This window comes from Terribacillus sp. 7520-G, assembly GCF_002271665.1.
GTDB lineage: Bacteria > Bacillota > Bacilli > Bacillales > Amphibacillaceae > Terribacillus.
Genome location: NZ_NQFP01000039.1, coordinates 1 through 22,390 on the forward strand (window position 1 = coordinate 1; position 22,390 = coordinate 22,390).

Annotated in this window: 19 protein-coding genes and 1 riboswitch; of the genes, 16 read left to right on the forward strand and 3 right to left on the reverse strand. The window is 48.4% G+C overall.

Annotated features, from left to right (window positions below):
- Positions 1 to 17: 17 nt before the first annotated feature.
- Positions 18 to 100: riboswitch (cyclic di-GMP riboswitch) on the reverse strand.
- Positions 101 to 482: 382 nt separating this feature from the next.
- From CHH53_RS13525 to CHH53_RS13555, 7 genes are all read left to right on the forward strand, one after another.
- Positions 483 to 1,400, forward strand: a complete 918-nt coding sequence (locus CHH53_RS13525; protein ID WP_095216660.1) for a proline dehydrogenase family protein — start codon at positions 483 to 485, stop codon at positions 1,398 to 1,400.
- A 19-nt stretch (positions 1,401 to 1,419) separates the two neighbouring features.
- A complete protein-coding gene (gene pruA, locus CHH53_RS13530; RefSeq protein WP_095216661.1) occupies positions 1,420 to 2,967 on the forward strand; it encodes an L-glutamate gamma-semialdehyde dehydrogenase in 1,548 nt (515 codons plus the stop codon).
- A gap of 498 nt (positions 2,968 to 3,465) precedes the next feature.
- A complete protein-coding gene (locus CHH53_RS13535; RefSeq protein WP_233135109.1) occupies positions 3,466 to 4,470 on the forward strand; it encodes a CobW family GTP-binding protein in 1,005 nt (334 codons plus the stop codon).
- 58 nt (positions 4,471 to 4,528) lie between these two features.
- Positions 4,529 to 5,734 carry a GTP-binding protein gene (locus tag CHH53_RS13540; protein WP_095216662.1) on the forward strand — a complete coding sequence of 402 codons (1,206 nt, stop codon included), beginning with the start codon at positions 4,529 to 4,531 and terminating at the stop codon, positions 5,732 to 5,734.
- A gap of 17 nt (positions 5,735 to 5,751) precedes the next feature.
- The gene (rpsN, locus tag CHH53_RS13545; protein ID WP_095216663.1) at positions 5,752 to 6,021 is read left to right on the forward strand and encodes a 30S ribosomal protein S14; all 270 of its coding nucleotides are present in this window, start codon (positions 5,752 to 5,754) and stop codon (positions 6,019 to 6,021) included.
- A gap of 3 nt (positions 6,022 to 6,024) precedes the next feature.
- Positions 6,025 to 7,197, forward strand: a complete 1,173-nt coding sequence (locus tag CHH53_RS13550; protein ID WP_095216664.1) for a GTP-binding protein — start codon at positions 6,025 to 6,027, stop codon at positions 7,195 to 7,197.
- A 127-nt stretch (positions 7,198 to 7,324) separates the two neighbouring features.
- Entirely contained in the window at positions 7,325 to 8,230 is a 906-nt protein-coding gene (locus tag CHH53_RS13555; RefSeq protein ID WP_095216665.1) for a quinate/shikimate dehydrogenase, read from the forward strand.
- Between the two features lie 50 nt (positions 8,231 to 8,280).
- Here CHH53_RS13555 and CHH53_RS13560 read toward each other — a convergent pair whose 3' ends face one another.
- Positions 8,281 to 10,284 (reverse strand): methyl-accepting chemotaxis protein, encoded by a 2,004-nt coding sequence (locus CHH53_RS13560; protein WP_095216666.1) that lies wholly within the window; start codon positions 10,282 to 10,284, stop codon positions 8,281 to 8,283.
- A gap of 207 nt (positions 10,285 to 10,491) precedes the next feature.
- Here CHH53_RS13560 and CHH53_RS13565 point away from each other — a divergent pair, with 207 nt between their 5' ends.
- Positions 10,492 to 11,712, forward strand: a complete 1,221-nt coding sequence (locus CHH53_RS13565; RefSeq protein WP_095216667.1) for a PucR family transcriptional regulator — start codon at positions 10,492 to 10,494, stop codon at positions 11,710 to 11,712.
- A 143-nt stretch (positions 11,713 to 11,855) separates the two neighbouring features.
- On the opposite strand, the gene CHH53_RS13570 is transcribed toward CHH53_RS13565, so the two are convergent.
- Entirely contained in the window at positions 11,856 to 12,917 is a 1,062-nt protein-coding gene (locus CHH53_RS13570) for a tetratricopeptide repeat protein (protein ID WP_095216668.1), read from the reverse strand.
- 289 nt (positions 12,918 to 13,206) lie between these two features.
- On the opposite strand from CHH53_RS13570, the gene CHH53_RS13575 reads away from it, so the two are divergent.
- The 5 genes from CHH53_RS13575 to CHH53_RS13595 all read left to right on the forward strand — a co-directional run bounded on the left by CHH53_RS13575 (position 13,207) and on the right by CHH53_RS13595 (position 17,429).
- On the forward strand, positions 13,207 to 13,521 hold the full coding sequence (locus tag CHH53_RS13575; protein ID WP_095216669.1) for a PTS sugar transporter subunit IIB: 315 nt from the start codon (positions 13,207 to 13,209) through the stop codon (positions 13,519 to 13,521).
- The gene (locus CHH53_RS13580) at positions 13,518 to 13,850 is read left to right on the forward strand and encodes a PTS sugar transporter subunit IIA (protein ID WP_095216670.1); all 333 of its coding nucleotides are present in this window, start codon (positions 13,518 to 13,520) and stop codon (positions 13,848 to 13,850) included. Before CHH53_RS13575 ends, CHH53_RS13580 begins: the two co-directional genes overlap by 4 nt.
- Before the next feature lie 15 nt (positions 13,851 to 13,865).
- Positions 13,866 to 15,194 (forward strand): PTS cellobiose transporter subunit IIC, encoded by a 1,329-nt coding sequence (gene celB, locus CHH53_RS13585; protein ID WP_095216671.1) that lies wholly within the window; start codon positions 13,866 to 13,868, stop codon positions 15,192 to 15,194.
- A 1-nt stretch (position 15,195) separates the two neighbouring features.
- Positions 15,196 to 16,611: a glycoside hydrolase family 1 protein gene (locus tag CHH53_RS13590; protein ID WP_095216672.1), complete on the forward strand. Its 1,416-nt coding sequence runs from the start codon at positions 15,196 to 15,198 to the stop codon at positions 16,609 to 16,611.
- 104 nt (positions 16,612 to 16,715) lie between these two features.
- Positions 16,716 to 17,429 carry a GntR family transcriptional regulator gene (locus CHH53_RS13595; protein WP_095216673.1) on the forward strand — a complete coding sequence of 238 codons (714 nt, stop codon included), beginning with the start codon at positions 16,716 to 16,718 and terminating at the stop codon, positions 17,427 to 17,429.
- Between the two features lie 19 nt (positions 17,430 to 17,448).
- Here CHH53_RS13595 and CHH53_RS13600 read toward each other — a convergent pair whose 3' ends face one another.
- Positions 17,449 to 18,294, reverse strand: a complete 846-nt coding sequence (locus CHH53_RS13600) for a MurR/RpiR family transcriptional regulator (RefSeq protein ID WP_233135110.1) — start codon at positions 18,292 to 18,294, stop codon at positions 17,449 to 17,451.
- 134 nt (positions 18,295 to 18,428) lie between these two features.
- Between CHH53_RS13600 and gnd the strand changes: the two genes are divergently transcribed.
- The 3 genes from gnd (at position 18,429) to CHH53_RS13615 (ending at position 22,275) form a co-directional block, all read left to right on the forward strand.
- A complete protein-coding gene (gene gnd, locus CHH53_RS13605) occupies positions 18,429 to 19,325 on the forward strand; it encodes a phosphogluconate dehydrogenase (NAD(+)-dependent, decarboxylating) (protein WP_095216675.1) in 897 nt (298 codons plus the stop codon).
- 19 nt (positions 19,326 to 19,344) lie between these two features.
- Positions 19,345 to 20,889, forward strand: coding sequence for a gluconokinase (gene gntK, locus CHH53_RS13610; protein WP_095216676.1), 1,545 nt, complete (start codon positions 19,345 to 19,347; stop codon positions 20,887 to 20,889).
- Positions 20,890 to 20,952: 63 nt separating this feature from the next.
- Positions 20,953 to 22,275: a GntT/GntP/DsdX family permease gene (locus tag CHH53_RS13615; protein WP_095216677.1), complete on the forward strand. Its 1,323-nt coding sequence runs from the start codon at positions 20,953 to 20,955 to the stop codon at positions 22,273 to 22,275.
- The last annotated feature ends 115 nt before the right edge of the window (positions 22,276 to 22,390 follow it).

Consider the following 22,390-nt stretch of genomic DNA (forward strand, 5'->3'; position numbering starts at 1 on the left):
ATATATAAAAAAACCGCCATCAGAATGGCGGTTGCACTACTAGCTCCTCATTATCCAAGTGCCCACATGCAGATAATGAATCACAGCTTCATTTCTACTGACATAATATATCAATTTTTGTTGAAATGTCCATTGTTATATTCTGCCGTATGCCAAATTGTATAGACTTGTCCAGAATAAGCAGATCATTCCCCTGCGTTTCTGCCCGGCTGCCATCCCATCACACGGCAATTTTGAATTTCGCTCCGCCGTACTCCATTATGCTTCTTCACAAGCAACCCTTCCATATTATAGTGGAGGATGCAGATAATTATGTGCCTTATTTTCCAAGGTGCAGTCTGCTGAACTGGCCGGTGCATCATTTTGTGTATTTTACACAAAAACAACTGAATCGTTTGTTTTTTCAGCATATTGAAAGCCCTTCAATTCGATTCTACAATATTGGTATAGCACATGTGCAAGTGAATTGGGAGGTGTCACAGTTGGAAGCTTTATCTCGCAATTTTTTCTTGTATTTATCAAAGAATCAGCCATTGAACAAGCTGGCTAATTTATATGGCATACGGATGGTCAAGGGTAAGATCGTCGGAGGTATATCCTTCGATCAGGCCATCCCATTCATCAGGAAACTGAATGAGGACGGAATGAGTGTGACCGTCGATCATCTTGGTGAATATGTGGCCGATCCGCTGATTGCCGTGGAGCGGGCAGGTGAGGCTGTCGCGGCCCTTGAGATGATCAAAGAAGTGGGCTTGGATGCACAGGTTTCCCTGAAACTGACATCACTCGGACTCGATATCAGTGAAGAGCTTGTCCGATTGAATTTGCGCCGGATATTGACAGCGGCTGATCGTCTCGGTGTCATGGTGACGATCGATATGGAAGATTCCGAACGCTGTCAAAGGACATTGGATTTATTCCAGGAGCTGAAAGCGGAGTATCAAAATGTGAGTACCGTCATACAGGCATATCTTTACCGCAGCAATGATGATTTGGATATGATGGCGCATCTGCAGCCCTTCATCCGCTTGGTCAAAGGGGCGTATAAAGAGCCGAAATCCGTTGCATTCCAGGAAAAACGGGATGTGGACGGCAACTACCGTAAGCTGATTGCCAAGCAGCTCGATGCTGGCAGCTATACGGCTATCGCGACCCATGATGACCGGATGGTGTCCTTTGCCAAACATTATGCCTTGGAAAAAGGGATCGGGAAGGACAAATTCGAGTTCCAAATGCTTTACGGCATGCGGCAGCAGCTGCAGCAGGAGCTCGTCAGACAGGGTTATAAGGTCCGCATTTATTTGCCTTATGGCGATGATTGGTATGGTTACTTCATGCGCAGGCTGGCAGAGCGCCCGGCGAATATCGCATTTGCCTTCAAAGGGATGACCAAAAAATAAATCAAAGGAGCGATTGATCATGACGACACCTTATACACATGAACCATTCACGGATTTCACGCAGGAGAAGGAGCGCCAGGCTTTCAGTAAAGCGCTGGAGCAGGTACAAGGGGTGATGGGGGAATCCTACCCGCTTGTGATTGACGGTGAAAGAGTGACGACCGATGGGAAAATCGTCTCCATCAACCCAGCAAATAAAGAAGAAGTGGTCGGCGAGGTATCCAAAGCATCCCGTGAGCATGCCGAACGTGCAATCGAAGCTGCAGCAGCTGCATTTGAAACATGGCGTTACACAAAGCCGGAGGAACGGGCGCATATATTGATGCGCGCGGCTGCGATTGTCCGACGCAAGAAGCATTATTTCTCGGCATTGCTTGTCAAGGAAGCCGGCAAGCCGTGGAAGGAAGCTGACGCGGATACAGCAGAAGCGATTGATTTCATGGAATATTACGCACGCCAGATGATGGAGCTTGCTCCAGGTAAGGCAGTCCAATCACGTGAAGGGGAAGCGAACCGTTATATCTACACCCCGACAGGTGTCACAGTCGTCATTTCGCCGTGGAATTTCTTGTTCGCCATCATGGCTGGGACGACTGTTGCCCCGCTGGTGACAGGGAACACCGTTGTATTGAAGCCGGCAAGTGCCACTCCTGTCATCGCCGCCCAGTTCGTGGAGGTGCTGGAGGAAGCGGGCGTCCCGAAAGGTGTCATCAACTTTGTACCGGGAAGCGGCTCGGAAGTGGGCGACTATCTCGTCGAACACCCGAAAACAAGCATCATTACATTCACAGGCTCGCGCGATGTCGGTACGCGTATTTTTGAAAAAGCTGCCAAAGTACAGCCTGGGCAGCAGCATCTGAAACGTGTCATTGCAGAAATGGGCGGGAAGGATACAGTCGTCGTCGATGAAGATACCGATATCGAGCTGGCAGCAGATGCAATCGCCGTTTCTGCCTTTGGCTTCGCTGGTCAGAAATGTTCCGCCGGGTCCCGTGCTGTCGTCCACGAGAAGGTATACGATGCTGTATTGCAGCGCGTCATCGAAATCACGGAATCCCGGATCACAGCAGCGCCGGAAAGTGCGGATGTCTATATGGGTCCTGTCATCGATCAAGCTTCTTTTGATAAAATCACGGAGTATATCGAAGTGGGCAAACAGGAAGGCAAGCTTGTAAGCGGCGGCTCCAGCGATGACAGCAAAGGCTTCTTCATCCAGCCGACCATATTCTCCGAGCTGTCGCCGACCTCCCGCTTGATGCAGGAGGAAATCTTCGGGCCAGTCCTTGGCTTTTCGAAGGTATCCAGCTTCAAGGAAGCAATCGATGTTGCCAACAATACGGAATATGGCCTGACTGGCGCAGTCATCACCAAAAACAGGGCCCATATCGAATACGCCAAAGAACGATTCCATGTCGGCAATTTGTACTTCAATCGCAACTGCACAGGCGCCATCGTCGGCTACCACCCATTCGGCGGCTTCAAAATGTCCGGCACCGACTCCAAAGCCGGAGGACCAGACTATCTCCAGCTTCACATGCTGGCGAAGACGGTTAGTGAGATGTATTAAGAAAAGTGGAAGAAATCGATTAGAAACGGAGCGTTAAGCAAGGGCGCCCGAAGCGGGTGTATTCCCCACGCAGATTCAAACTGTGAAACCCGTCCCAAAAACGAGGAAAGCGTGCCATCTAGGCACGCTTTTTTATATGTGGAAATAAAAAAGAAGGAAGATAGAGGGAGAAGCAGATCAGCTATCCGTCTCTTCTTCATTCTCTGGCTCACTCAATTTTGTCAGCCAGTCCCTGAATTCAGCATCATCTTTGCAATGGATTACCTCTGGTGTCTCGTCTAGTTTGTTGTTCATGTATAATCTCTCCTTTTCGATGATTCAACCAGATTATACCCGACCAAGGATATAATGAAACCTATTTTACAGACTCTTCATCAATCTAACAAAGACTTTGTAAACTTATCTTCCGGACAATTTTTAGGGAAGGGACTTTACAACTGGTGGATCATCCTGTATGATTTAAATCGTAATAATTACGAATTGAATCGAGGTGTCTATATGTCCGAAGGAATGAATAAGATTCCGGTGACTATCCTGACGGGGTTTCTAGGAGCTGGGAAGACAACGCTATTGAACCGGATGCTTCGCGATGTGCGAAGCAGCAATATGGCAGTCATCATCAATGAATTCGGGGAAACAGGAATCGATGGCAAGTTTGTGGAGCAAACAAAGGAAGAAATCATCGAAATCAATAATGGCTGTATATGCTGCAATGTACGCGGGGATTTAATCAGGATACTCAAAGATATGCTCGTACGGGTCCATAAGGAAGGAACGGAACTGAAACGGGTGATCATAGAGACGACAGGATTGGCCAATCCTGCTCCTGTCATCCAGACATTCCTGATGGATGATGTGATGCGCTACTGGTTTACACTTGATTGTGTTTGTACCGTAACCGACGCTTTGCATCTGGATCGGCAATTACATGAGCATGCCGTTGCCAGGGAGCAGATTGCTTTTGCGGATAAAATCATCATCAATAAACAGGATCTTGTTTCAGAAGGGGATCTTGATCATCTGCAGGACCGCATTCAAAAGATGAATCCGGAAGCAGAGCTGTTTTTCGCTCAGGACAGTAAGGTGCCGCTGTTCAAGCTATTGGATGTATTCAGTTTCTCCCTGGATCAAAAGCTGAGTGTCCGTCCGGATATGCTTGAACATCATCATCACCATCATGACGATGTACAAGCAGTCGTACTGAAAGATGAGCGTCCGATCGATCCGGAGCGGCTGGATAGGTGGTTCTCTTATTTAGTCCAAATAAAGGGGGAGAGCTTATTCCGTTATAAAGGCATCCTTCATGTCAAAGGGCAGGATCGCCGGCTTTTATTCCAAGGTGTACATATGCTATTTGCCAGTACCGCCGACAGGAGATGGAAGCAAGACGAAAGGAAACAGAATGAACTTGTTTTCATAGGCCGGGACTTGGATGAAGAGGAATTGCGGGCTGGATTTGCCTTTTGTCTTGGCGATGAAGATGCGTTTCCTGCTGGGGCCTGAAGCGGGAAAAAAATTTAGCTTCCTTTAAATCGTAACGATTACAAATAGAGGTGAGGAAATGAAGAAGAAGAAAATACCAGTTACTGTTCTGAGTGGTTATTTGGGCGCTGGCAAGACAACGCTGCTCAATCATATTTTGCATAACAGAGAGGGCTTGAAGGTGGCAGTCATTGTCAACGACATGAGCGAAATCAATATCGATGCTGGTCTGGTGGAGAACGAGGGGACATTATCCCGGGTCGATGAGCAGCTCGTGGAGATGTCCAACGGCTGCATTTGCTGCACGCTGCGGGATGATTTATTGGTGGAAGTGGAGAAGCTCGCCAGGAATGGCAGCTTTGATTACATCTTGATCGAATCGAGCGGGATCAGTGAGCCGGTGCCTGTTGCGCAGACATTTACGTATATCGATGAGCAGCTGAATATCAACCTATCCGATTTTACAGCTTTGGATACGATGGTGACGGTGGTGGATGCCAACCGTTTCTGGCATGACTTCGGTTCCGGTGAAAGCCTGCTGGATCGGCAGCAGGAAGTGGCTGCGGATGATGAAAGGGAAATTGCGGATTTGCTGCTTGATCAAATCGAGTTTTGTAATGTGCTCATCCTGAACAAATGTGATTTGGTAGAGGAATCGGCCCTGCGCGAATTAAAGCATGTGCTGCGGCTATTGCAGCTGGAAGCGAAAATAATCGAGACAACCCATGGAAAAGTCGATCCCAAGGAGATATTATTCACGGAATCCTTCGACTTTGACAAAGTCAGCTCTTCTGCTGGCTGGCTGAAAGAGCTGGAGAATGGACCGGAAAACCATACACCGGAGACGGAGGAGTATGGGATTGGATCGTTCACCTATGTCCGGCAGCATCCATTCCATTCAGAGCGATTCATGCAATTTGTCGAGACAATGCCTGAGAATATCGTGAGATCCAAAGGCATCGCTTGGTGTGCAACGCGTAATCAATTTGCTTTACTGCTCTCCCAGGCAGGTCCGGCAGCCAATATCGAACCGGTATCTTATTGGGTGGCTGCTTTGGAGGAGGAACGACAGAAGTTCATTCGCAGGGAAAACCCGTCCATAAACAAGGAGTGGCATCCCGAATATGGAGACAGGAAGACACAGCTGGTATTCATCGGAACGGATTTGGATCAGCAAGCAATTGTAAAGGAACTGGACAGCTGTCTCCTGACAGAATCGGAACTGGCAGGCGACTGGTCACGACTGACTGATCCATTCCGCTGGAATATCCAAACAGCACAATGAATAAGGAGGAATAAAGGATGGCAAAGAAATCAAAAATCGCAAAAGAGAGAAAAAGACAGGAAATGGTGATGAAGTACGCAGAACTGCGAAGGGAATTGAAGGAAAAAGGAGATTACGAAGCGCTGCGGAAACTGCCGCGTGATTCTTCTCCGACACGATTGAAGAATCGCTGTGAAATCACGGGAAGACCCCGGGGCTATATGCGGCAGTTCGGCATGAGCCGGATTAAATTCCGTGAATATGCCCATAAGGGACAAGTGCCAGGTGTGCGGAAAGCGAGCTGGTGACTTGTGGCAGAAATACCAGTTACCGTCTTGAGCGGTTATCTCGGAGCAGGCAAGACGACACTGCTTAACCACCTGCTCCGGAATGAACAAAATATGAAAATAGGTGTTCTCGTCAATGACATGAGCGAAATAAACATTGATGCGCATTTGCTGGAGCAAGGCGGGCTCAAGCGCTCGGACGAGAAGCTGATACAGCTGGAAAATGGGTGCATCTGCTGTACACTTCGAGAAGATTTAATCATCGAAATCGACAAGCTGGCAGATTTGGATCTCGACTATATCATTGTGGAATCCACTGGTATATCCGAACCGATTCCGGTAGCACAAAGCTTTACGTATCAAGAGGAAGTGCTTGGAATCGATTTGTCTGCCAAATGCCGGCTGGATACGATGGTGACAGTGGTGGACGCCGGGAGGTTTTGGCATGACTACCAATCAGGGGAATCCCTGCTCGATCGAAAGCAGGAGGCAGTGGAAGAAGATGAGCGGGAAATTTCCGATTTGCTGCTGGATCAAATCGAATTTGCAGATGTCATCCTTCTGAATAAGACCGACCAGTTGGAAGGAGAGGCGCTGCAGCAGCTGTGCGCCTTGCTGCAAACGCTGAATCCGGAAGCGGACATCCATCAAACGGAATATGGGAAAATCGATCCGAGCCTGGTTTTGGATACAAAGAAATTTTCCTTCGACAAAGCCAGTCAATCTGCCGGCTGGATAAAAGAGCTGAACAATGAACATATCCCAGAAACAGAGGAGTATGGAATTGCATCTTTTGTCTATCGGAAAAGACAGCCATTCCATCCTGAACGATGGATGAGCTGGCTGGAGGAATGGCCCAAGGAAGTCGTGCGAGCCAAAGGTTTCTTCTGGCTCGCATCCCGCCCCGACACCAGCGGCTTATTGTCACAAGCTGGCCAGTCGCTGACTATGGAAGCAGCCGGTCCCTGGATTGCGACCTATCCACCGGATGAACAGGCAGCTCTAAGGGCGGAGGATGAAGAACTGGAGGCAAGATGGCATCCAGTATACGGCGACAGGATGACCGAATTGGTTTTCATCGGGATTGGCATGCACAAGGAAGAGATGATCAAAAGCTTGGATGCCTGTGTGCTTACAGAGGAAGAAATGAGACAGGACAGCAAAGTATTTATTGATCCGCTCCCGGCGTTTATATAGGAAACACCCGCCTTCCATATGGAGAGCGGGTGTTTTTCGATTATGGAAAGTCATCAGGAACCTCCTCCTGTAATAGGCATTAGATAGGGCTGTGTTCGTGACATTTTCAGTAAAAGGGGTTTTGACTATGTTGAGGGATAATAGAAACCTTGCCCGTATCGATGCCAAAACAAGATTGGTAGGTCTGCTAGCAACACCGATCAGGCATAGTATCACGCCTGCCATGCACAACTTGGGCTATACAATCAGCGATTTGAATTATGCCTATTTGGCATTTGACGTTGGGACAGACAAGCTGAGGGAAACGGTCGAAGGTCTGAAGGCCATGGGAGCAGCAGGATTCAATGTCTCCATGCCGAATAAAATCGATGTGATGCAGTATCTGGATGAATTGGATGACAGCGCCCGTCTGGCGGGTACCAGTAATACGGTCGTCCATGAAGACGGGAAGCTGATTGGCTATAACACCGATGGATTGGGCTATGTGAAGAGCTTGGAGGAGCATGGCATCCAGCTTGAAGGGATGAAGGTGACTCTCGTGGGCTCGGGAGGCGTCGCAGCCCCGATAGCGATTCAGCTGGTGCAGTCCGGTATCAAGGAACTCAGTATATTCGCCAGGAATGATATTTTTTTCTCCAAGGCAGCAGCCAATGTGTCCTTCATCAATAACGAATTGAAAGGCTTTGGTGTCGGTGCCAGGATTTTTCCATTGGAGGATAAAGCAGCGTTCCGGAATGAAATTTCGGAAAGTGCCATTTTGGCGAATGCCACAAGCCTGGGGATGAAGCCATTGGATGAATGGAGTATTCTGGACGGCCTGACAGATGCCCTGCGGCCAGATCTGATTGTGACAGATGTGGTCTATAATCCGCAGAAGACGAAATTACTGGCGCAAGCGGAAGCTGCCGGTGCCAAGGCGATCAATGGATTAGGCATGGTGCTATGGCAGGGAGCATTGTCATACAAGCTATTCACAGGGGAAGAGATGCCTAGGAAGGAAATAAAGGATATCATGTTCGGGAAAGGATATTAAAACAGGAGAAGCACTGTCACCAGTGCTTCTCCTGTTAAGAATGCGAATCATCATAATTTGAATTGCTGCAGCTGCTCCTGCAGGGTGCTGGCGTCTTGTTCCAGCTTCTCGGCAAGTTCTTTCAATTGTTCCATGGAATGTGTCTGGTCTGCTACCGATGCCGTGATTTCTTCCGTTCCGGCAGCTGTCTGCTGGCTGATCGCGGCTATCTCGCCAGTATTGGTTGCCAGCGTAGCTTCCTTCTCCATCATGGACTTCATTTCTTCCTTCGTCCGAGCGGTCAATTCCATATTATGCGCAATGGCTTCGTTGATTTGGTTGAAGATGTTTTTCGTATGATTGACCGCTGTTTCCTGTCCCCGGACTGCGCTGCCGGTTTTCGATGCGAAGGCTGCTGTATCGGCTGTTTCGGACTGGATTTCCTGGACAATGGATCCGATGTCCTGAAGCGCATGTTCTGTCTGTTCTGCCAGTTTGCGAACCTCATCCGCTACGACAGCGAAGCCTTTTCCGCTCTCGCCGGCACGTGCAGCTTCAATGGCAGCATTCAGGGCGAGCAAGTTAGTCTGTCCGGCAATATCGGTGATCGTATCAACGATACTGCTGATATTAGCTGATTTTTGCTGAAGGCTGTCCACAGCCGCTTCTATTTTGCCGGCAGCCTCGATGGCATCCCGGGATTGCTCGATCAATTGCTGCATCTGGGAACTGCCGACCTTGGCCGCTTCGGTCATTTGCAAGGCTTCTTCATATACCTGCTGGTTATGCGCATCCACCAGTTTGATATTCTCGGATAGTGCTTCTGTCGCGACAGCATTGCGTTCCATGATTTCAGCCAGGCTCGTCGTACCGGCAGAAATTTCTTCCATGGTCGCCGCTACTTCCGTCGTGGAAGCGGCATTCTCTTCTGCATTGGCGGCAAGTGTCTGGGAAGCAGACTGTACATTGGCAGAGATGGAAGTATTAGCCTGCATCATGCCATGAATGTTACCGATCATATTGTTGAAGCTGTTGGATAGCTCGCCGATTTCATCAGCAGACTTGCTATTCATCTGTACAGTCAAATCGCCATCTTCGACTTGCTTCATCTTGTCCCGCAAAGTCTTGATTGGCCGCACAACCGAGTTCACGACAAAGAAGGCGACGATAAGTGCAATCGCCAGGACGATCAATACAGTGATGGTCAGCGGTAAAATAATACCTTTTGCTTCGTCACTGAATTCCTTGGTGGGTACAACAGCAGAAATTATCCAGCCTGTGCGATCATTTGTGGTGAATGCCAAGGCACGGTTTTCATTTTGGAATTCATATTCTATTACACCTGTCGATCCTTCCTGCTGGATTTTTTTCCAATAGGTTTCCTTGGAAGCATCCGTCGCTAGAAGCTCTTTATCTGGATGTGATAGGTAATGGCCATTTTTATCAAAGACTGCAGCATACCCGGTCTTGCCGACTTTGATGTCTTGTGTCAATTCTGTAAGTCTGGAAAGGTTGAATTCAACCACAACCAAACCTTTTAATTTATTTTCCGTGTCAAAAACGGGCTTTACAGCATCAACTACAAGTTCATTGGAATCCTTGGATACATAAGGATCCGTGTATCCAGGTCTCTCTTCCAGCTCTAATCCAAGCTTATACCATGGGCGGGTGGTAGGATCAAAATCATCCCCTAAGTCCGCTTGCGGATATTGCACGATTTCCCCGCCGATTGGCTGGTAGAAGATTTTCTCTACATTCGGATTTTCTTTGGTGCTGCTTTCCAATGTGCGGGCAAGGCGCTCTGGATCATAATTCCGGATTGATTCCATCGCACTTACACTATTTACAGTCGATTGGATATTATCCAGGAATAGATTGTAAATACTGTCAAGCTGAAGGATCGTCTGATTGCGCATTGTATCGGTCTGGCTTTCCAGCATTGTCTCCCGGCTGAATTCAAAACTGAGATATGCTGTCGCCACCCCGGATAGAATGAACATGGCGATGATGGGATAAAGAATCTTACGAAGAATCTTGCGCGTGAAGAAATTATCTCTTTTTTTAGTTACAACCATTTACGTGTTACTCCTCTGTTCTTTTTCTCTGCCTAGTTTTTATCGGTAACAATCATGGATTATGAAGCATGATCGGAATAAATATCAGTGATAGCGTTTACTTGATTTGTTTATCAAGATGGCAGCCATAAAAAGAATCGGTAAATCACGGCTAGGAAATGTGTCTCCGCTGGAGTATGATGAAAGAAAAGCTTAGGGGAGTGGGCTATGGAGTTATTCGATCGTGTGTTATCCATCAACGATTTGGACGCTGTCATCGATTTGCTTAGCTTCGAGCTGGAACGACCTGTGATTGTGGAGGATGCCGATTATACATTGCTGGCGTATAACTCGCATTATATCCAGCATTTTGATGAAGCGAACCAGCAGACGATTTTCACGAAAAAATGGACGCTGCCAATCTATGAAACGTTCATTGAAGCAGGTGTAGTCAATAAGCTGAAGACGTATGAGCGTCCGTTCACTGTGGAGGCGATGCCGGAGATCGGCTTGAATACAAGGATTGTCGTAAGCGCAAGGCATGAGGGACGCATCATGGGATACATATGGATCCAGCAGATGGAAGAACCGCTTACGGCAGAAGGTCTCGATTTGCTTTATGATATCTCTTTCCATATCGGCAGGCTTATTTATGATATTCAGAAATCAAAGCTGAGGCAAGAGGAGAAAGAGGAACGGTTTTATCAGAATATTTTTAACGGTATATACAAAACAGCACTAGATCTGGACTGGGGTGCCAAGGAATTCGGCGTACAGCTGCCAGAGCATTTTGCTGTTGCAGCCGTCGAGCTCGTGGAGAAGGATGATAAGATTTTATTCAATCTGCAGCAGGTTGCCCAGACATCCCTGCAGCTGGAGGATAAGCTTCATCATGTCCTTATCCAAGGCGATATTCTCTTCATCGTGCTTGGCGGGAAGCGGGCTGATGCACCGATCGAGGCGTTGGCCAGGGAAGTCATCCAGCGGATTCGGGACTATGCGAAAGACAAAGAAGCTGCAGTCAGGAGCGGTGTCGGCAGTATATATTCTGATCCGTTCGAGCTGCTGAAAAGCGCGAATCAGGCAAAAGAAGTCATACAGGCTGCCAAGCTGACACATCGTCCGCTCTCCCTTTATTATAAGGATTTGCATATTTGCCGCTACTTACAAGTGATCCATGATAAAAATAAAGAAATAGGCTATGAAAGCGAAGCTGTACGAAAGATCCGCGAGCTAGATCCCAATGGCAAAAAGGAATTATTGAAAACCCTTGAAATGTATCTGCTCCATAACTGCAAGATCAAGCCGACTGCCGCAGCCCTTTTCGTCCATCCGAATACAGTCAATTATCGGATTAATCAGATCAATGAAGCGGTCGAGCTTGACTTGAACGATGTCATGCAAAAATTCCAGCTGCTGCTGGATTTGATGACAAGGGGCAAGGCATAGGGGGAGAAGGGACAGGTATGTTTTTGGCGCATATGCAGATCAACTACTTTTCCCATTGGGCGTCCTGAAGGTCCAGTAAGAAGATGAAAAGCTAGTTGAATAAGCAACCAAATGAAAAAGGCTCATCAGCTGATGAGCCTTTTTCATTGGAAGTCATTCGATAATGCCAGTCTATGATAGTAATGGAACTTTTCTATTTTCTGTGCTTTCCATAGGTATTGGGAATAGTCCTGGGAATAGTGGCGCATCAAGTAGAACAAGCCATTCTCTTTGAAATACGTGATGGCTGAGTCGTATACATAATCCATCGTTTCGGGTTCCATATATTTTGCCCATAGAATAGCGAACTGCCACCGATATTCGAGATTGTCCCGTTCTTCACAGACCTGCATACCCGTTCTGTAATATGCTTGGGCTTGTTCCGTTTTCCCAAGGATGTAGAGGGAGCGTGTCAGTGTGAACAAGGCCTGTATATATAAAGGGTGGTCGGGATGGGTGATTGCCTGGAGCAGGAATGGAATGCCTTTGTCATCTGCATTTTGCTTGTGGTACATGAGACCGATGTTGAATTCACAGGCAACGACCAGATCCTCTTGTCCAAGCTTTTGGGCTATGGAAAGGGCTTCAAGCAGGTTTGCTTCCGCCTTGCCGAATTCGCGCTGATCGATTTGGTTCAACCCTTGCAGTGATTTGCAATTCGCCACTTTCAATTCATATTGCGGATATTTGGAATAAATGGATATCGCCTTTTCCAAATGGAAACTGGATAAAGCATTGATATCCAAATAATAAAATTGCATGGCTTTATTATAATGTAAGCCGGCATGCTCTTCTTCATCATCGACCGCATGCATATGCTGCTCCGCTTTTTCCAATAGCTCAATCGCCGCAAAATACTCCTTGCGACTGTATTTCACGATTGCCAGGAAACTATAGTAGAAGAAAGACTGAAAATCATCCAAATCATCCGGATTCAATCGCTTCAGCTTTTCCTCGCAAAGCTCGACATCCCCCATCAAAAAATCAAATCGTGCATCCAGAAGCAAAAAACGATCCCATAAATCATCTGGGAATTCCCCTGCATGCAATGCATCATAAGCCTCCTTGCGCAGTTCAACGGACTGCGCCCGATCCCGCATTTTAATTGTTTTATGCCATGTATGCAGATGCGTGATGAAGTGTTCTGTGCTTTTAATGACAGCCATATACCAATACTCCTAATCAGTCAGAATAAACCGGACGGTTGTGTGGTTGGAATACCAAAGGACTGCAAAACGAAGAAAGCTGCTTTCATCAAAAGCAGCTGCACCGTCTCTTTAAAGAACAAAGCTAGTTTACCATATTTCAAGGCAGTAAGCCTATCAAAATTCCATAAAACGGTGGATTTATGATAAAAGTATAAACATTTATAATTAAATGTCTAGACAAATAAGAAATTAACTATATAATAACAAATGAAAGCGCTTTTAATAATTATCCAAGGAGTGTCATCCGATGAATAAAATTCTATTAGCGTGCAGTTCAGGTATGTCCACCAGTTTGCTTGTCACTAAAATGCAAGCGTTTGCAGAATCGGTGGGAGATGAAGCGAAGATTTGGGCGGTCGGTCAGGATCAGGCGAAGAAAGAAATGGCGGATGCCGATGTAGTGTTGATCGGTCCGCAAATGAGCTTCCTCAAAGGGGAACTCGCTGCCGAAGCGCAGAAATATGGTATCCAAGTCGAAGTGATCGACATGATGGCATATGGCATGGCCGATGGAGAGAAAGCGTACAAACAGGCACTGGGCCTGATCGGGGCAACATCATGAACGAGCTGAAATTGGAAGAACTGACAGAAGAACAGGTTTGTTTTCAGATGATCCTTCACAGCGGCAATGCCAGAAGCAAGATCCTGCAGGCGCTTCGGCTTTATCGGGAGGGGGATATGGAGAAAGTGAATGACATGCTGGCAGATGCAGAGGAAGATTTGTCACTTGTGCATAAAGTCCATTTTGAGCTGGTACAGCAGGAGGCAGCTGGCCGGCAGCAGGGACTTTCCCTTTTGTTCCTGCACGCCGAGGACCATTTCATGTCCACGTTGACAATGAAGGAAATGGTCAAAGAAATGATCCCAATTTTCCAAGGGCTGAAGAGCTAAAGGAGGAAGCAGGCAATGTTCGATAAGTTTAGCAAGTATTTGATTCCGATTGCCGGCAAGCTGAATAACAATCGTTATCTCGGTGTGCTGCGGGATGCCTTCATGCTGGCATTCCCATTGACCATTTTCGGTTCGATCATGGTGGTACTGGCCAATTTGCCATTCCTGGATAATGTGATGAGCGAATCGCTGCTTGCTGGTATCCAGGAATCGCTTGGACCAGCGCCGAATGCCACGATGAATATTGCATCTGTTTTCGTTGTCTTCGGTATTGGCTATTATCTGGCGAAAAGCTACGGAGTGGAAGCGATTTTCGGCGGAGCGGTAGCCTTGACGGCCTTCCTCCTGCTGACACCATATGTCGTTTCGACGGAAAGCGGCGAAGTGGTGAGCAATGTACTGGCTGTTGACCGCCTAGGTGCGAAGGGGATGTTCCTTGGCATGATTGTCGCGTTCCTTTCCGGGGAGATCTATCGTTATATCACGCAGAAGAAAATCGTCATCAAGATGCCGGCAGGTGTGCCGCCAGCTGTATCGCAATCATTCGCTGCCCTCATCCCGGCGGTCGTGACCCTGACGGTATTCTTGGTGATTAATATCATTGTGACACAAGGATTCGACACGAATCTGCATGATGTCATCTTCAATACAGTGCAGGCACCGCTTGTCGGATTGGGAGGAGGGCTTCCGGCTACCTTGATCGCCGTGTTCTTCATCCAGGTCCTTTGGTTCTTCGGCTTGCATGGACAGATCATCATCAACTCTGTCATGGATCCAATCTGGAATACATTGTCCCTGGAAAACCTGCAAGCTTATACAACGACGGGGGAATTACCGCATATCATCAATAAGCAGTTCATCGAGGTCTACCTTGTCGGTGCTGGGGGGACAGGGATGACACTGGCGGTCTTGGCGGCAATCCTTTTATTCATGCGAAGCAAGCAAATGAAGCAGGTGGGCAAGCTCGGAATCGGGCCGGGTATCTTCAATGTAAATGAGCCTGTGATTTTCGGACTGCCGATCGTCATGAATCCGCTGATTCTCTTGCCGTGGATCATTGCACCGATGGTCGTGACAGTCGTCAGCTATGTAGCGATGGCCATCGGGCTGGTGCCGCCGCCGACTGGGGTGACGATTCCATGGACTGTGCCGATATTCATCAGCGGATTCCTGGCAACCAACTCGATTGCTGGCTCGCTGCTGCAGCTCGTGAACGTGCTGATCGTATTCGCAATTTGGTTCCCATTCCTCAAGTTCATCGACAGGATGAATATCAAGCAGGAAAAGGATGCGGCACAGAAGGATGCAGCAGCCGACATGCAAGTACCAAAGGAGAAGATTTGATATGGAAGTGACAGAGCAAAAACAAAAGCAAGTAAACTATCTATTCCCGAAGGATTTCTGGTGGGGGTCCTCCTCTTCGGCAACTCAGATGGAGGGTGCTGCCAATGTGGATGGGAAAGGGCAGAATATTTGGGATTACTGGTATGAGCAGGAACCGAACCGTTTCCATAACGGTATCGGTCCTGCCGATACCTCGGGTTTCTACTACCGTTACAAGGAAGACATTGCCCTGATGAAAGAAGTGGGCCATAATTCATTCCGATTTTCGATTTCCTGGTCCAGGCTGATCCCGGGAGGCACAGGAGATGTCAATGAAAAAGCGGCAGCATTTTATCAGGATGTGATCGATGAATTATTGGATAAGGATATCGAGCCATTTGTGAACCTTTTCCATTTCGATATGCCGATGGCGCTGCAGGAAAAAGGCGGCTGGGAAAGCAGGGAAGTAGTCGAGGCGTATACGGATTATGCGGCAGTATGCTTCCGGCTGTTCGGCGATAAGGTGAAAAGGTGGTTTACGCATAATGAGCCTATCGTGCCGGTGGAAGGCGGTTATCTTTATGATTTTCACTATCCGAATGTCGTGGATTTCCGCCGGGCGGTGCAAGTGGCCTATCATACTCAGCTATCAAGCGCACTTGCCATCCAGAAGTACCGGGAACAAGGGCAGGACGGAGAAATCGGGATCATCCTGAACCTGACGCCTTCCTATCCAAGGAGCAGCAATCCAGCTGATCTGAAAGCTTCCCGGATAGCGGATGCTTTCTTCAATCGCTCCTTCCTGGATCCATCTGTCAGGGGAGAGTTTCCGCAGGAGCTGGTGGATATACTTCGTGAGGAAGGGTATCTGCCGGTCTATACGGAGGCGGATTTGGAAGTGATCAGGGAAAATACAGTCGATTTGCTCGGTGTGAACTACTATCAGCCGCGGCGTGTGAAAGCGAAAGAGTATGCGGTCCATCCGGATGCCCCGTTCATGCCGGACAGATTCTTCGACTCGTATGAGATGCCGGGCCGGAAGATGAATGTGCATCGCGGCTGGGAAATCTATGAAAAGGGAATCTATGATATCCTGATCAACTTGCGTGATAACTATGGTAATATACCATGTTTCATTTCGGAAAATGGCATGGGTGTAGAAGGAGAAGAGAAGTTCCGGGATGCAGATGGCATCATCCAGGACGATTACCGGATCGACTTCATCAAAGGTCATCTGCGCTGGGTGCATCAAGCCCTGAATGAGGGTGCACAGGTGAAGGGGTATCATTTATGGACGTTCATGGATAATTGGTCGTGGACGAATGCTTATAAGAATCGGTATGGATTCGTCTCGGTCAATCTGGATAAGGACGGGGAGCGTTCCATCAAGAAAAGCGGCAAATGGATGAAGCAAGTCGCAGAGCAAAACGGATTCTAAGATTGCGGCGGCCTATATGGCCGTCCTTTTCATTGGGCGATTGCCGCATTTCCAGTATTTTGATAAGCTAACAGCAAGCAGATCGGCAGCAGAGGAGGAGCACTATGAAATATCAAGTGATATCAGAAGAAATCAGACATCGTATCGAATCAGGATTCTATCCTCTGGATCAGCCGTTACCGGATGAGCACAGCCTTGTAGAAGAGTTTTCCTGCAGCAGGATGACAATCAAACGCGCACTTGATGTACTTGCATCGGAAGGAATCATTTTCCGAAAGCGCGGGCACGGCACCTTCATCGTGCAATCTTCCTTCCAATCGGACTATATTCATGTCGGGACGAATGAAACGCTTGGTTTCACTAGCTTGATGAAGGATAAGCAAGTCACTTCGAAGCTGATCTTATTCGACATGATTGCCCCTGCACCCGAAGTGGCATCGTATTTGGCCATCTCGGAGGATACCCCTGTGTACCATCATATCCGTGTACGCTGTGTCGATGAAAATCCGCATGTCATCGAGGAAACCTTTATGCCGACCCCCCTGATTCCGGGTATCACGCCGGCAGTCCTGCATGGCTCGGTATATGCTTATATGCAGAATGAGCTTGGATTGAAAATAGCAGGTTCGCGCCGGCGGATCAGAGCGGAGCAGGCAACGGCAAGGGACCGGGAAGAGCTGGGCCTGGCCGAGAATGAACCTGTGCTTGTGATCGAGCAGGTTGCTTATCTCAATACCGGCATCGCCTTCGAATACTCTTTTGCAAGACACCGGTTCGACAAGTTCGAAATCACCACTGTGAATATCAACGGCAAGTGACCCGTCAGCTTCTGGCGGGTCATATTTTTGTTGCGGCGATGGCGTTTCTTACCTTTTCCACGGAGGCCTGTGCTTTGTCTTTCTGACGCATGATCACTGTCACGTAAAGGGCATCGATGATACTAAGCTGGGCAATCCGTGATGCGAGCGCTTCGGAGCGGTATTCGGTCTCCTCCGAGCTGGTATGCAGTGCAACATCTACTTGCTGGCCGATCGGGGATTTTGGGAAACCGGTGATGGCGATCGTCCGGGCCCCTGTTTTCTTGATGGTCTGAAGCAGCTGATAAGCATCCTTGCTTGCACCGGAGTGGGAGAAGATGAAAGCGACATCCTGTCCGGTCAGCTGGGAAGCAGACATGAGCTGCAAATGGGCATCAGGGAACGCGAATGCAGGCACGCCGGATCGGACAAACTTATGATACGCATCCATTGCGACCATATTGGATCCCCCGAAGCCATAGAATTCCGCCCTTCTTGCGCCAAGCAGCAAAGCAGCTGCCCGTTCAAGCTCGGTATCGTCAAGTACCTGCAAAGTATTCTCCAATGTACGGATATTTGACTGAAAAATTTTTTCGGCAACGATCTTCGCCGTGTCCTGCTCACTGACGTCCTCATGCAGCATTTTGTTCGGGGCGATGATTTCTGGTGCCAATGCAATCTTCAGTGCCTGGAAACCCTTGTAGCCGATCCGCTTGCAAAAGCGGGAAACGGTGGCATCTGCTACATCCAGCTGGTCGGCAACCTGACTGATTGTCTGATGGACAATCTTTTCCGGATGCTCCAATATGAAATCGGCAATTTTTTTCTCTTTATCACTCAGTCTTGGATAGTGGGATCGAATCCCCGCCAAACCTTGCTTTACCAAGAAAATCAGCTCGCTTTCGTCCTTAATGTCATCAAAAGTATAGCATAAATTCATTGAAAGCGGTTGCTATATGAAAATTATTTTCGTATTATGGTATCATAAATTGAAAATTATTTTGAAGGAGTTCATTTATCATGCATATTGGATTAATCGGTCTTGGCAAAATGGGTTTCAATCTTGGTCTGAATCTATTGGATAATAACTTTGATGTCGTTGCTTTCGATGTAAATGAAGAGGCACGAGCTAAATTTGCAGAAACAAAAGGATCGGCTGCCGATTCTTTGAAAGAATTGGTTGAGCAGCTTCCAAGCCCTAAAATCATTTGGTCGATGGTACCGGCTGGTGAGGTCACGGATAAAGTCCTGGAAGAATTGAAGGGGTATCTATCTGCAGGGGATATCTTGATGGACGGCGGTAACTCCAATTACAAGCAATCTGTCGAACGGGCAAAAGCCTTTGCAGAAACAGGCGTTCATTTCTTCGATGTCGGTACGAGCGGCGGAACGGATGGAGCACGTCATGGTGTCTGCACGATGATCGGCGGCGATGCAGAAGTGTTCAAGACCATCGAACCGATTTTCCAGGCAATCAGTGTCGAAAATGGCTATCATTATGCTGGTAAAAGCGGCAGCGGCCATTTCCTGAAAATGGTCCATAACGGTATCGAGTACGGCATGATGCAGGCGATTGCGGAAGGCTTCGAAGTCTTGGAGAAAAGTGATTATGACTTTGATTATGAGCAAGTGGCGAAAATGTGGAACAATGGCTCCGTTGTCCGTTCCTGGCTGATGGAACTGGTGGAATCCGCATTCAGCAAGGATCCGAAGCTTGATGCCATCCGCGGTGTCATGCACTCCTCCGGTGAAGGCAAATGGACAGTCGAGACTGCATTGGAGCTGCAAGCAGCTACACCAGTCATCGCCATGTCGCTGATGATGCGCTACCGTTCCTTGGACGAAGATACTTTCTCTGGAAAAGTGGTCGCAGCTTTGCGAAATGAATTCGGCGGACATGCAGTAGTGAAACGCTAACGACAAAAGGGAGGGGAAGATGTTGGCAGCTTCCTATATGATCGGTGTGGACATGGGCACGACCAGTACAAAGGCCGTGCTGTTCACGACAACAGGCGAGGTGATTGCAAAGGAAGGGATCGAATATCCTTTGCATTCACCGACAGCAGAAACAGCAGAACAAGATCCGGAAGTGATTTTCCAAGCTGTCATCGCGACAATCCGGGATACGATCCGGGTCAGCAGAGTGGATCCAGCGGCGATTCGCTGTATTTCATTCAGCTCTGCGATGCATAGTGTGATTGCAGTGGATGCGGCTGATGAACCATTGACCGCGTGCATCACCTGGGCGGATAATCGAGCGACGAAGTGGACGGAGAAAATCAAGGAAGAAACGGCCAGCCATAGCATTTACTTACGTACTGGCACACCGATTCATCCGATGGCTCCATTATCCAAATTGCGCTGGCTCAAGGAAGAGCATCCAGCCATTTTCGAAAAAGCGGCCAAATTCATCTCCATTAAAGAATACGTTTTCTTCAAATTGTTCGGCAGCTATAAGGTTGATTATTCCATTGCATCGGCGACTGGGATGTTCAATCTGGAGGAGCTTGCTTGGGATAAAGAAGCACTTCAAGTTGCAGGGGTTACGGAGGATAAATTATCCGAGCCTGTTTCGACAACCTATCAATTCGTCGGTTTGACAGAGCAGATGGCGGATAAGCTGGGGGTGCTGCAGCAGACGCCGTTCATCATCGGTGCTAGCGACGGTGTCCTTTCGAATCTTGGAGTCGGTGCAGTGGATGAAGGAGTCGTTGCTGTCACAATCGGGACAAGCGGCGCCATCCGTGCGGTGACGGATCGCCCGACAACTGATCCGAAGGGCCGTATTTTCTGTTACGCATTGACGGAGGATCATTGGGTGATCGGCGGGCCGGTGAATAATGGCGGTGTCATCCTCCGCTGGGTCCGTGATGAGCTGGGCGCGGCCGAAACGGAAACTGCAGCAAGGCTTGGCATCGATCCATACGAAGTGCTCACCAAGATCGCTTCCCAAGTGAAACCGGGATCGGATGGGTTATTATTCCATCCATACTTGGCAGGGGAGAGGGCGCCCCTTTGGGATGCCAATGCACGGGGATCCTTCTTCGGCCTGGGCTTGCATCATAAGAAGGAGCATATGATCCGGGCTGCGCTGGAGGGTGTGCTGTTCAATCTGTATTCCGTCCTGCTTGCTCTGACGGAATTAACAGGTAAGCCGAAGCGAATCCAGGCTACCGGCGGATTTGCCCGTTCTGCAGTATGGAGGCAGATGATGGCCGATATTTTCGATCAGGAGGTCCATATCCCGGAAAGCTATGAAAGCTCCTGCCTCGGGGCGGCTGTCCTTGGTTTATACAGTTTAGGGGATATCGATTCCTTTGATGTGGTCAATGATATGATCGGCAGGACGCATCACCATACTCCGGACCCGGAATGTGTCGAAGTATATCAGGAACTGATGAGCATCTATATCCAGCTATCCAGAAGCTTCCAAACGGAATATGAACGAATTGCTGATTTTCAGCGGAGGATGCTGCACTAAAGCAGCTTTCCTCACCTACAGGTTTGAAAGCGCTTAAAAAGAGAGAAGGGGAGAAATCGAGAGATGGAAATCTATCTTTTACTCATGACATTGTTATCCATCGTGATCGTGGTCATCGGCGTGACATTGTTCAAATGGCATGCTTTTATCAGCTTGACGGTTGCTAGTCTTTTCCTGGCCATCACGGCAGGTCTGTCGTTCGATGAGATTGTAGGAGCCTATGAAACCGGGGTCGGCGGAGTGCTCGGCCATCTGGTTGGTATCCTGGCACTCGGGACCATCCTTGGGAAGATGATGGCGGATTCCGGTGCCGGCAATCAGGTGGCGGACTTCTTCGTAGATAAGTTCGGACCGAAAAGATTGCCTTGGGCCATGTTCATATCTGGTTTTATCATCGGGATTCCTGTCTTTTTCGAGGTCGGTATCCTGATCGTGCTTCCGCTGGTGATCAGTATCTATAAAACTACGAAGCAGAACATTTTGTTGATCGCACTGCCGGTGATCGCTGGCCTTTCCATCGTACACGGCCTCGTGCCGCCGCATCCGGGTGCACTTGCAGCGATCAGCATCTTCGGGGCGGATATGGGTACGGTATTATTATACTCCCTCATCATTGCCATTCCAGCAGGTATTCTCGGCGGCCCGGTATTTGCCAAATGGGTGCAGAAGCGTGTCGTGCCGGAAGGAGAACCGAATTTGATCAAAGTCAGCCAGCCCGAAAGCAAGCCGGGCACTGGCGTCAGCTTTTTTGTCATCCTGCTGCCGGTCTTATTGATGATCCTGTCAGCAGTAGGACCGTACTTGCCGCTTCCTGGCCTGGCTGAAAAACTGCTGATGTTCATCGGCAGCCCATTGGTGGCGTTATTGATCGCCGTTTTTGCGGCGTATTACTTCCTTGGTTTCAGGGAAGGCATGGACCGGGAGCGCTTGAAGAAAATGACGGAGGAATGCATCCTGCCTGTCGGTTCCATCATCCTGATCATCGGAGCAGGCGGAGGATTCAAGCAGGTGCTCATCGACAGCGGTGTCGGGGACACAATCGCGCATATGTCCGAGCATTTATCCCTTTCTCCGATCGTGCTGGCATTCCTTGTTGCCGGCCTGATCCGAATTGCGACAGGCTCCGCAACGGTCGCGCTGACTACTTCAGCCGGGATTGTTTCTCCCATCATCGAGCACGTGTCAGGTGTGAATCTGGAGCTGCTTGTCATTGCAACCGGCGCGGGATCGCTCATGTTCTCCCATGTCAATGACGCGGGATTCTGGATGGTCAAGGAATATCTTGGTCTGACAGTCAAGGAAACATTCCGTACTTGGACAGTGCTGGAGACGATACTTTCCTTCGTCGCGTTCGCAGGCGTATTGGTCATGGATATATTTGTTTAAATGATGAAGCAGGGAAAGCCAAAACATGGTTTTTCCTTCTTTTTCCATACTGTGATTAAATTTTTGCTTATCGAGGCTGGAAGCATTATGATAGCATCATGTGTGTTTTCCAAAC

Excerpts from the sequence above, each read along its gene's own strand:
- celB (WP_095216671.1), top strand. The coding sequence starts at position 13,866 with ATGTTCGATAAGTTTAGCAAGTATTTGATTCCGATTGCCGGCAAGCTG.
- CHH53_RS13570 (WP_095216668.1), bottom strand. The coding sequence starts at position 12,917 with ATGGCTGTCATTAAAAGCACAGAACACTTCATCACGCATCTGCATACA.
- CHH53_RS13590 (WP_095216672.1), top strand. The coding sequence starts at position 15,196 with ATGGAAGTGACAGAGCAAAAACAAAAGCAAGTAAACTATCTATTCCCG.
- CHH53_RS13560 (WP_095216666.1), bottom strand. The coding sequence starts at position 10,284 with ATGGTTGTAACTAAAAAAAGAGATAATTTCTTCACGCGCAAGATTCTT.
- CHH53_RS13615 (WP_095216677.1), top strand. The coding sequence starts at position 20,953 with ATGGAAATCTATCTTTTACTCATGACATTGTTATCCATCGTGATCGTG.
- CHH53_RS13595 (WP_095216673.1), top strand. The coding sequence starts at position 16,716 with ATGAAATATCAAGTGATATCAGAAGAAATCAGACATCGTATCGAATCA.
- CHH53_RS13535 (WP_233135109.1), top strand. The coding sequence starts at position 3,466 with ATGTCCGAAGGAATGAATAAGATTCCGGTGACTATCCTGACGGGGTTT.
- CHH53_RS13565 (WP_095216667.1), top strand. The coding sequence starts at position 10,492 with ATGGAGTTATTCGATCGTGTGTTATCCATCAACGATTTGGACGCTGTC.
- gntK (WP_095216676.1), top strand. The coding sequence starts at position 19,345 with ATGTTGGCAGCTTCCTATATGATCGGTGTGGACATGGGCACGACCAGT.
- gnd (WP_095216675.1), top strand. The coding sequence starts at position 18,429 with ATGCATATTGGATTAATCGGTCTTGGCAAAATGGGTTTCAATCTTGGT.
- CHH53_RS13540 (WP_095216662.1), top strand. The coding sequence starts at position 4,529 with ATGAAGAAGAAGAAAATACCAGTTACTGTTCTGAGTGGTTATTTGGGC.
- CHH53_RS13575 (WP_095216669.1), top strand. The coding sequence starts at position 13,207 with ATGAATAAAATTCTATTAGCGTGCAGTTCAGGTATGTCCACCAGTTTG.
- rpsN (WP_095216663.1), top strand. The coding sequence starts at position 5,752 with ATGGCAAAGAAATCAAAAATCGCAAAAGAGAGAAAAAGACAGGAAATG.
- CHH53_RS13580 (WP_095216670.1), top strand. The coding sequence starts at position 13,518 with ATGAACGAGCTGAAATTGGAAGAACTGACAGAAGAACAGGTTTGTTTT.
- CHH53_RS13555 (WP_095216665.1), top strand. The coding sequence starts at position 7,325 with ATGTTGAGGGATAATAGAAACCTTGCCCGTATCGATGCCAAAACAAGA.
- pruA (WP_095216661.1), top strand. The coding sequence starts at position 1,420 with ATGACGACACCTTATACACATGAACCATTCACGGATTTCACGCAGGAG.